The organism is Salipiger sp. HF18, assembly GCF_011806505.1.
Lineage (GTDB): Bacteria > Pseudomonadota > Alphaproteobacteria > Rhodobacterales > Rhodobacteraceae > Salipiger > Salipiger thiooxidans.
Window position 1 is genome coordinate 1 of the sequence record NZ_JAATOS010000134.1, and the last position, 9,637, is coordinate 9,637.

11 protein-coding genes and 1 pseudogene are annotated in these 9,637 nt (G+C 67.6%); all 12 read right to left on the reverse strand.

The window, feature by feature from the left end:
- Positions 1-192, reverse strand: a 192-nt coding sequence (locus HC022_RS12825) for an FAD-dependent oxidoreductase (protein WP_167452698.1), incomplete at its 3' end; no start/stop codon positions are given.
- Between the two features lie 97 nt (positions 193-289).
- Positions 290-1,648, reverse strand: a complete 1,359-nt coding sequence (locus tag HC022_RS12830; RefSeq protein ID WP_008883238.1) for a glutamine synthetase family protein — start codon at positions 1,646-1,648, stop codon at positions 290-292.
- Entirely contained in the window at positions 1,645-2,325 is a 681-nt protein-coding gene (locus HC022_RS12835; RefSeq protein WP_008883352.1) for a type 1 glutamine amidotransferase, read from the reverse strand. Before HC022_RS12835 ends, HC022_RS12830 begins: the two co-directional genes overlap by 4 nt.
- Before the next feature lie 63 nt (positions 2,326-2,388).
- Positions 2,389-3,718: pseudogene (locus tag HC022_RS12840) on the reverse strand (glutamine synthetase family protein).
- Positions 3,719-3,823: 105 nt separating this feature from the next.
- Positions 3,824-4,630 carry an ABC transporter permease gene (locus HC022_RS12845; RefSeq protein ID WP_008883513.1) on the reverse strand — a complete coding sequence of 269 codons (807 nt, stop codon included), beginning with the start codon at positions 4,628-4,630 and terminating at the stop codon, positions 3,824-3,826.
- Positions 4,631-4,736: 106 nt separating this feature from the next.
- Positions 4,737-5,618 (reverse strand): ABC transporter permease, encoded by an 882-nt coding sequence (locus tag HC022_RS12850; protein WP_008883165.1) that lies wholly within the window; start codon positions 5,616-5,618, stop codon positions 4,737-4,739.
- Between the two features lie 53 nt (positions 5,619-5,671).
- Positions 5,672-6,394, reverse strand: coding sequence for a transporter substrate-binding domain-containing protein (locus HC022_RS12855; RefSeq protein WP_008883145.1), 723 nt, complete (start codon positions 6,392-6,394; stop codon positions 5,672-5,674).
- Positions 6,395-6,432: 38 nt separating this feature from the next.
- Entirely contained in the window at positions 6,433-7,209 is a 777-nt protein-coding gene (locus tag HC022_RS12860) for an ABC transporter ATP-binding protein (RefSeq protein ID WP_008883345.1), read from the reverse strand.
- A gap of 273 nt (positions 7,210-7,482) precedes the next feature.
- A complete protein-coding gene (locus HC022_RS12865; protein ID WP_167452699.1) occupies positions 7,483-7,923 on the reverse strand; it encodes a TerB family tellurite resistance protein in 441 nt (146 codons plus the stop codon).
- Between the two features lie 104 nt (positions 7,924-8,027).
- Positions 8,028-8,471 carry a TerB family tellurite resistance protein gene (locus HC022_RS12870; protein ID WP_167452700.1) on the reverse strand — a complete coding sequence of 148 codons (444 nt, stop codon included), beginning with the start codon at positions 8,469-8,471 and terminating at the stop codon, positions 8,028-8,030.
- A 79-nt stretch (positions 8,472-8,550) separates the two neighbouring features.
- Entirely contained in the window at positions 8,551-8,982 is a 432-nt protein-coding gene (locus tag HC022_RS12875) for a TerB family tellurite resistance protein (RefSeq protein ID WP_167452701.1), read from the reverse strand.
- A gap of 64 nt (positions 8,983-9,046) precedes the next feature.
- Positions 9,047-9,637, reverse strand: a 591-nt coding sequence (locus HC022_RS12880) for a hypothetical protein (RefSeq protein ID WP_167452702.1), incomplete at its 5' end; no start/stop codon positions are given.

Genomic DNA, 9,637 nt, shown 5'->3' on the forward strand with positions numbered 1-9,637 from the left:
CAGCACCACGTCGAGCCCCGCCTCGGCCATGTGCAGCGCCGCCGAGAGGCCGGTGTAGCCGGCACCGACGATGCAGACATCTGCGCGCGTCTCGCCCTCGAGCGCCGGGAAGGCGTCGAGCGTCATCGCCGTCGCCGCGTACCAGCTTTCGGGATAGTGGCCGTGGCGATCGTTCGAGAACAGCAGGTCCAAGGGTCACCTCTTCATCTTGCCGGATAAACTCCGGGGTGAATGACGCCGCAGGCGGCAGAGGGGCAGCGCCCCTCCGGCCCGGCCCCGGTCTGCGGGCTCAGACGTTGAGCAGAAGGTGCTCGCGCTCCCACGGCGAGATCACCGCGAGGAATTCCTCGTACTCCGCCCGTTTCACGATGGAATAGACCCGCGCGAACTCCGGCCCCAGCACCCCGTGCAGGGCATCGGCCTCGTCCCAGAGATCCAGCGCCGAGCCCAGCACGCGCGGGATGTCGCCCTCGCCCTCGTAGGCATCGCCGCGGAACTGCCTCGACGGCCGGCGCTCTTCCATCAGCCCGAGGTAGCCGCAGGCCAGAGACGCCGCGATCCCGAGGTAGGGGTTGCAGTCCATGCCCGCTAGCCGGTTCTCGACGCGGCGCGAATCCGGCCCCGAGAGCGGCACGCGGATGCCCGTGGTGCGGTTGTCGCGGCCCCATTCGAGGTTGATGGGGGCGGCGTGGTCGCGCACGTAGCGGCGGTACGAGTTCACGTAGGGCGCCATTACCGCCACCGCCGCCGGCAGGTGCGTCTGCAGCCCGCCGATGAAGTGGAAGAACGCATCGGTCTCGCCGCCCTGCGGGCCCGAGAAGATGTTGCGCCCGGTGTCCGTGTCCATCACCGAGTGGTGGATGTGCATGGCCGATCCCGGCTCGTCGGCGATGGGCTTGGCCATGAAGGTGGCGAAGCAGTCATGCCGCAGCGCCGCCTCGCGGATCAGCCGCTTGAAGTAGAACACCTCGTCGGCAAGCTTGACCGGATCGCCATGGCGGAGGTTGATCTCGAGCTGGCCGGCGCCGCCTTCCTGGGTGATGCCGTCGATCTCGAAGCCCTGCGCCTCGGCGAAGTCGTAGATGTCGTCGATGACCGGGCCGAACTCGTCCACCGCGGTCATCGAATAGGCCTGACGCGCCGCGGCCGGGCGGCCGGACCGGCCCACCATCGGCTCGATCGACTTGGCCGGATCGAGGTTGCGCGCGATCAGGAAGAACTCCATCTCGGGCGCCACCACCGGCTGCCAGCCCTGCTCTTCGTAAAGCTTCACCACCCGCTTCAGCACGTTGCGCGGGGCGTAGGGGATCGGCTCGCCGTGGCGGTCGAAGGCGTCGTGGATCACCTGAAGCGTCCAGTCCCCGGTCCAGGGCGCGGCGCTGGCCGTGCCCATGTCGGGCTTCAGGATCATGTCGCGCTCGATGAAGCCTTCCTCGCCCGCGGCCTCGCCCCACTCGCCGGTGATGGTCTGGTAGAAGATCGAATCCGGCAGGTGGAAATAGGTCTGGCGCGCGAATTTCGACGCGGGCACCGCCTTGCCGCGGGCGATGCCGGGCAGGTCGGCGACGATGCATTCCACCTCGTCGAGCCGGCGGCCCTCGAGATAGGTCGCGGCGGCGGGCGGAAGGTTCGCGATGAAATCGCTCATGCGATCCTCTTTTCCTTGAAGAACAGCGCGAATTGCGCGCCGAGATCACCGCTGTCGAGCGGCAGGTCGAGCTTGGAGGCGGCCCCTTCGACCAGCGCCGGCGGCACGTTCGCCGCGCGGTGCTCGATCAGCCCCGCGACGAAGTCGCGCTGGAACTCGGGGTGCGGCTGCACGGTGTAGGCGTGGCCCGGGTAGAGGATCGCCGCGTTGGCGCAGAGATCCGACGAGGCCACGACCTCGGCGCCGGGCGGCAGCTCGATCACCTGATCCTGGTGCCAGGCGTTCACCAGCTTGTTGCCGTTGGGATAGCGGTAGAGCGTCGGGCCCACGACCCAGCCCTTGTCGGATTTCTCGACCTTACCGCCGAGCGCCTGCGCAATGATCTGGTGACCGAAGCAGACGCCGATCAGCGGCTTGCCGGCGGCGTGGATGGCGCGGATCAGCTCCTCGAGCGGGGCCATCCACGGGTGATCCTCGTAGGCGCCGTGGCGCGAGCCGGTGATGAGCCAGCCATCGGCGGCCTCGGGCCCGGAGGGGAAGTCGCCGTTGACCACCTTCCAGGTCTCGAACTCGAACCCGTGCCCGTCAAGCAGGCGCGCGAATTGCTCCGGATAGTCGCCGACCTCCTCGACGAGAAGGTCGGGGACGAGGCCTGGCTGCAGAATGCCGATTTTCATGAAGCACCAATGTAAGTGATGGGCCGAAGCCTAGCCGCGCCTCCGGGGCGCGGCAAGGGGGGCTCAGACCGTGTCGAGATAGATTTCAACCTGTTCCGAGGGCGAGAGCTCGGACATGTAGTGCAGCTCCTGCCGCTTGGTGGCGAGCAGGTTGCGGATCAGCCCCGCCGGCAGGATCCGCGGCATCAGCGCGCTGGTCTCGAAGGCGTCCATCGCCGCCTCCCAGCTGCCGGGGATCAGCGGCAGGTCCTGCGCATAGGCGTTGCCGGTGATCGGCGCCGTCCTCAATGCCGGTGAGCGCCGCGCCCAGCAGCGTGGCGAGCAGCAGGTAGGGGTTCACGTCGCCCCCCGCCACCCGGTGCTCGATTCGCCGCCCCTTGGGCGAGCCGCCGGGAATGCGGATCGCCGAGGTGCGGTTCTCGTAGGCCCAGGAGATGCCGCAGGGGGCGTGGTTCTCGGGCACGAGGCGGTCGTAGCTGTTGAGATGCGGCGCGAAGATCAGCGTGCTGTCGTGCATGGCATTCATCAGCCCGGCCACCGCGTGGCGCAGCGTGTCGGTGCCGCGCGGCCCGCCGTCGTCGAAGATGTTGTTGCCGTCCTCGTCGAGCACCGAGAAATGCACGTGCATGCCGCTGCCGGCGTAATCCTCGTAGGGCTTGGCCATGAACGAGGCGGCAAAGCCGTGGCGCCGTGCCAGCCCGCGCACCAGCATCTTGAAGAGCCAGGCGTCGTCGGCCGCGTGCAGCGCGTCGGCCTGGTGCATGAGGTTGATCTCGAACTGCCCGAGCCCCGCCTCCGAGATCGCCTGGTCGGCGGGAATGTCCATGTCCTCGCAGGCGTCGTAGAGGTCGGTGAAGAAGATGTCGAAAGCGTCGAGCGCCCGGATCGACAGCACCTCGGCGGCCTTGCGCCGCTTGCCCGAACGAGGCGAGACCGGCACCTGCAGCGACTTGCCGCTGTCGTCGATCAGGAAGAACTCGAGCTCGATCGCCACCATCGGCGTCAACCCGCGCGCCTTGTAGCGCTTGAGCACCTGCGCCAGCGCGTGGCGCGGGTCGCCCTCGAAGGGCCGGCCGTCCTCGTGGTACATCCAGATCGGCAGGAGCGCGGTGGGCGCCTCGAGCCACGGCATCGGCACGAAGCCGCGCTCGGTGGGACGCAGCACGCCGTCGCGGTCGCCGCTCTCGAAGACCAGCGGGCTGTCGTCGATGTCCTCGCCCCAGATGTCGAGGTTCATCACCGACAGCGGAAAGCGCGTGCCGTCCTCGACCACCTTGTCGGCGAAGCGCGCGGGCACGCGTTTGCCGCGCGGTTGTCCGTTGAGGTCACTTGCAGCCACACGGATCGTGCGGACCTGCGGGTTCTTGCGCAGCCAGCTCTTGGGGTCGTTCATCACGTGGTTCCAGAATTTGATCAAATTCGACCGTAGCCGCCTTCGCGCCGGCTGGCAAGCCGAAGGAGCAGCCGTCTCCGGGCTCCCTCGGGTCAGCCGGAAAGCTCAGCGCATCAGGTTCGGTCGGTAGCGCACCCTCGCGCGCCGCTCGCTCGGCAGATGTCGGTTGAGCCGCGTGTTGATGGCGCCGAAGAGCCAGATGATCAGCAGCGTCAGCACGATGAAATAGCCGGCGAGGATCGGGTAGGCCACGAAAGGGTTGAAGGTCTTGTCGGCGAAGTAATTGGCGTAATAGAGCGCGTCGCCGCGCTGCTGGAGCGCCGGGAAGCCGCTGAAATAGACGAGCGTCGTGGCATGGAAGAGGAAGATCGCCTCGTTGGTGTAGGCGGGCCACGCCAGCCGCAGCATGGTGGGCCAGATGATCCGCCGGAACCGCGGCCAGCCCGAGAAGCCATAGGCGTCGGCCGCCTCGACATCGCCCTTGGGCACCGACAGCAGCGCACCGTAGAAGATCTCGCCCGAGTAGGCGGCGGTGTTGAGGAACAGCACCACCAGCGCCCCAAGCCACGCCGAGCTGAAGGCGCCGAACATGGGCGACACCGACTTCAGCGACAGGAACAGGAAGTAGGCGAAGAAGAACTGGATGAAGAGCGGCGAGCCGCGGAACACGAAGATGAACCACTCCGACGCCTTGCGCGCCAGCCGGTTGTGCGAGGCCTTGCCCACCGCCAGCGCGGTGGCGAGAAAGAAGCCCGAAACCAGCGCCAGCGCGCCGAAATAGACGTTCCAGATCATACCCGACCCGATCAGCACCACCTGCTTGCAGATGGTGAAATCGTCCCGCGGCAACAGCCGCTCGCCGATCCCCAGCGAGCGCAGCCCGTAGTCCGCCACCACGTCCCAGCAGCTCATGCCACGGCCTCCATCGCGACCATGGGCTTCCAGTGGCCCCAAATATCCCGGGGGAGGCCGCGAAGCGGACGGGGGCAGAGCCCCCCTGCGACAGGTGCCACACGCATCACGCCGCCTTCCTCTGGGCTTCGCCGCCCATCGTCGCCTGGCCCCGGGTGAGCCGCTTCATGATCCGGTCGAGCGCGATCTCCGAGAGTCGGGTGAAGCACAGGTAGAACACCAGCAGCCCGAGGAAGAACCACACCCGCCAGTCGCCGTGCGGATAGTCGGTGAAGCGCGCGGTCTTGGCGCCGCCGAGCTCGCGCGCCCAGTAGACGATGTCCTCGACACCGAGCAGGAACAGCAGCGGCGTGGCCTTGACCAGCACCATCCACAGGTTCGACAGGCCGGGCAGCGCGTAGACCCACATCTGCGGGATCAGGATGCGCCAGAAGGTCTGCCGGTGGCTCATGCCATAGGCCTCCGCGGTCTCGATCTGCGCCCGCGGCACCGCTCGCATGGCGCCGTAGAGCACGTTGGCCGCAAAGGCCCCGAAGACGATGGAGAAGGTCAGCACCGCCAGCGAGAAGCCGTAGATCTCGTGCCAGATCTGCGGCGAGGTCGAGAGCGGCAGCTTGGCTGCCGGGCAGACGATGAAATCCGAGCCCTGACGGATCGGGTCGGTCCAGTCCGGGCACTTGATCTTGTGACGGAGGTACTCGAAGCCCTGGTCGAGCGCGATCACGAAGAACAGGAAGAACACGATGTCGGGCACGCCGCGCACCATCGCGATGTAGAGCCGGCCAAGCCAGCTCAGCGGCGCGAACCGCGCCCGGGCGGCCGAGGCGCCCGCGAAGCCGAAGGCCAGTGCGACCGGCGCGGTGATGGCGAGTAGCAGCAGCACCGTCCCGAAGGAGGCGTAGAACAGCATCAGCTTGCCCGTGGTCAGGTAGCAGGCAAACCACTCCGGGGTCGAAAGGACCGATGGGTCGGTGCAGAATGAGAACATGCGCGTCCGGGTCGGTGCGGCGACGGGAGAGGGCCCCCGCCGCCGGCGTCAGCTCAGTAGGTGTCGGTGCCTTCGCCGAACCACTTGATCAGCAGTTCGTTGAGAGAGCCGTCGTCCTTCATCGAGGCGATGGCGGTGTCGAACTTGTCCTTCAGCGCGCCGTCGCTCTCGCGGATGCCCATCCCGGTGCCGCGGCCAAGCACGACCGGCTCGCCCACGAAGATCAGCTCGCCGCCCGATTCCTCGACGATGGGTGCGAGGTAGTCGGTGTCGAAGAACACCGCGTCGGCCTCGCCGTTGCGCAGCGCCGCGACGATCTCGTCGGCGGTGGCGAACTCGAGCAGGGTGGCGCCGCTCTCGGCGATGTAGCCCGACTGCAGGGTCGAGGTCTGGGCCGCGACGACGCCGGTCAGGTCCGCGTCTTCGCTCAGCGCCACGTAGGACGAGGTGGCGGGCGGGATGTAGTCCTGGGTGAAGTCGATGACCTCGTCGCGCTCGTCGTTGATCGACATGCCGGCGATGATGGTGTCGTAGTTGCCCGAAACGAGGTTGGGGATGATCGAATCCCACTCGTTGGTCACCCACTCGCAGGTCAGCTCGGCGCGGCTGCAGAGCTCGTCGCCCAGCTCGCGCTCGAAGCCGTCCACTTCACCCTGGTCGTTGATGAAGTTGTACGGAGGGTAGGCGCCCTCGGTGCCCATGCGGACGACGTCCTGCGCCAGGGCCATGCCGGCGCTGAACGCCAACGCGGCGGTTCCGAGAAGGATCTTCTTCATTGCTTTGCTCCCTTGGTTGGTCTTTTGCGCCCCGCCTTTCAGGCGTGGGTCGTGGATTTCAGGAACCCCTGCAGGCGCTCCGATTTCGGTGCGCCGAACAGGGTCTCGGGCGGGCCCTCTTCTTCGATGAGCCCCTGGTGCAGGAACACCACGTGGTCGCTCACGTCATGGGCCATCTTCATGTCATGGGTCACGATGAGCATGGTCCGCCCCTCGGCGGCGAGATCCTTGATCACCTTCACCACCTCCTGCTCGAGCTCGGGGTCGAGCGCCGAGGTGGGTTCGTCGAAGAGCAGCGCCTCGGGCTCCATGCACAGCGCCCGCGCGATCGCGGCGCGCTGCTGCTGGCCGCCCGACAGCTGCGCGGGGTAGGCGTCGCACTTGTCGCCGATGCCGACCTTCTCGAGATAGCCGCGCGCGGCCTTCTCGACCGAGGCGGGCGAGCGCTGCAACACCGTCAGCGGCGCCTCCATCACGTTCTGCAGGATCGTCATGTGGGACCAGAGGTTGAACTGCTGGAACACCATCGACAGGTTGGTCCGGATGCGCAGCACCTGCTTGGGATCGGCCGGGCGGCGGTGGTGGCCCTCGCCCTTCCAGATCACCGGCTCGCCCTTGAACAGCACCTCGCCCTGCTGGCTGTCCTCGAGCAGGTTGCAGCAGCGCAGCAGCGTGGATTTCCCCGAGCCCGAGGACCCGATCAGCGACACCACGTCGCCGCGCTGCGCGGTGACATGGACGCCCTTCAGCACTTCGAGGCTGCCATAGGCCTTGTGAAGGTTGCGGATCTCGATGACGGGCGTGGGGTCGGGCAAGCCTCACCTTTGGGGTGGTTGAAAGTCACCGCGAGGATGGGCGGAAAGGCGCGGGCTTGGCAATGCGCAAAGCGACGACACGATGGCGGTTTGCGCCGCGTCATGCGGCGTTTGCCCACCCGAAGGGCGTGTATTTGCGTCCCGAATGGGCAGTTTTTCGGGGCTGTGGGCAATTCGCGCGGGAAAAGCCGTCGCCATCCGCCCGCATGGGGTGGCGCCCAAATTCTGCGCGGAATCAAGGATCCACGGTCAGTTTGCCCCTTGGAAAAGGGTTCAGCTCCTGCTCTCGACCCGCTGGCGGGCGCGGGCGCTCTCCATGTCGTTGATGCCGAGCAGGTTCGAGACCAGACGAAGCAGCGCGTCTTCCTCGGCCTCGCGCACGCCGTCGGCAAGCACCACCTGCCAAAGCGCCTCTATCACGCCGATGCGGTGCTCGTAATCCACCGCGTCCTTGATGGCGCGGGTGAAGCGCACCGTGTCGGGGGCCTCGGCCTCGAGCGCCTCGCCGTCGCTGCGCAGCTTCGTCGCCTCGAAGGGCGAGAGCCCGTAGCGGGCGGCGACGATCCGGTCGATCCGCTGGCGCTCGGTCTCGTCGTATTTCTCGTCCGAGCGCGCCACCCGCACCAGCAGAGCGGTCAGCGCGAGCCGGGCGTCGTGATCGGCAAGCGGGGCGGGGTCGGGCTCGACGAGCCGGCGAAGGAAATCAGCGAACATGATCCACCATATAACGCGTTTGAGGAAAACCGGAAGCGGCCCGCGGTCTTTTCCGCGTGAGGCCGGAGGCCGCGCCGGGCAGGGCCCGTCCCGCGTACGGAGGCTTACGGGATCACGGCGGCGTCGCGGGCGGCTTCGGAATCCTCCCGCTCGAGCCCGAGATGGACCTCGATCAGGTCGACGAGGTCGGACTCGCGTTCGTTTCCGATGCCGTCGGCCAGCGCGACCTTCCACATCGCCTCGACGGCGGCGCGGCGGTGCCCGTAGTCGACGCCCTCTCTGATGCGCGTGGCCATCTCCTCGATGCCCGGCGTCTCGAAGGCGAGCTTCTCGCAGCCTGCCCGCATTCTGGCGGCGGCGAGCGGCTTCAGCCCGTAGGCCTCGGCGAGGATGCGGTCGATCTGTTCGACCTCCTCGAACAGGTAGGTTTGATCGGCGATCGCCACCTTGACCAGCAGGGCACCCATGGCGTGGGCGGCGTCCATCTCGGGCAAGGGCGTGCGGGGCGGTTGGCCGCGGTGGAAGAATGTTCTGATGCGCTCGAGCATGGCGATGTTCCTCCTGCCTGATTTGCACCAGTCTGACAGCGATGCAGACGCGGCAACAGAGGGATTTTCCGGGTTGCCCTCAGCCGGCGCGGCGGGGTGACTCAAGATCCACAGGGTGCACGCCAAGGACCGCCTGCAGCAGCGCTGCGAGCAGCGGATTGTCCGGGTGGCGGATCCCCAGCGCCGCGGTCACCTCGATCAGGCTCAGCGCGATGGCCAGCCGCTCGTGATAGCAGACCGCTACGTGCAGCACCGCGGCAAAGCGCAGGCTGTCCTGCGGCGCGGCGGCCTCGACCCTCTCGCAGGCTTCGCGCATCTCGGCGGCCTCGGCGGCGGTCAGGTCGTAGCGGCGGGCGAGGATCGCGTCGAGCGTCGCCGGCGCGCTGAACAGCCCGGCATAGTCGGTGCGCGCCGCGCGCAGCAGCAGCGCCCCCAGTGCCAGGGGTGCGTCGCCCGGGTCGAAAGGGGCCGCGTCGGGCCTGGCCAGCCAGAACCTCAGGTTGCGACCCAAGCCCGGAACCCTTTGGCGCAGGATGCTTTTATTGCATGACTCGAGAAGTGCATCGCTGTCCTTTCTACCCGGTAGCAGGATCAATCTGGTGCAGGATATCATCGACGGCAATGCCGCCGGGATCGGTATTTGTAACACTCAGGGCACGAATTGGCACATTGCTTTCCCAAGCGAGCGACATGATGCCGGTTCCGGGCGTCACGATCTCATGCGCGATCATCCGGCCGTCATCGTCCCAGAAGCACAGATGCAGCGCGCCGCGGGACGGGCGGGCGCCCAGAGGGTCGGCGTAATCGGCGTGGACCCTGAGCCCCAGCCGCCATTGCCCCTCGTCGAAAAGCAGCACCGCCGCGCCCTCGCCACGCCCGCCGCGACGGTCGGCGCCCTCGGGGCCCAGCGGGAAGAGCGCGTTGGAGCCGAACCCCGCATGCGCCGCGACCGCCATGTTGTGCCGGGGCGTGCCCGCGAGCACGGTCAGCGGCAGCGAGGGCGCGCCCACGAGATCCTCGAAGCGACCGTCCTTGGTGGCGGTCTCGGACAGTTCCTGCCCGGAAAGCCGCTTGCCGATGCTGACGCCGTCGAAGCGCAGCAGCGCGTCGAGCACGTGGCCGGGCTCGCGCGCCGGGGGCAGGGTGTCGAAGGTCACGCGCCGGTG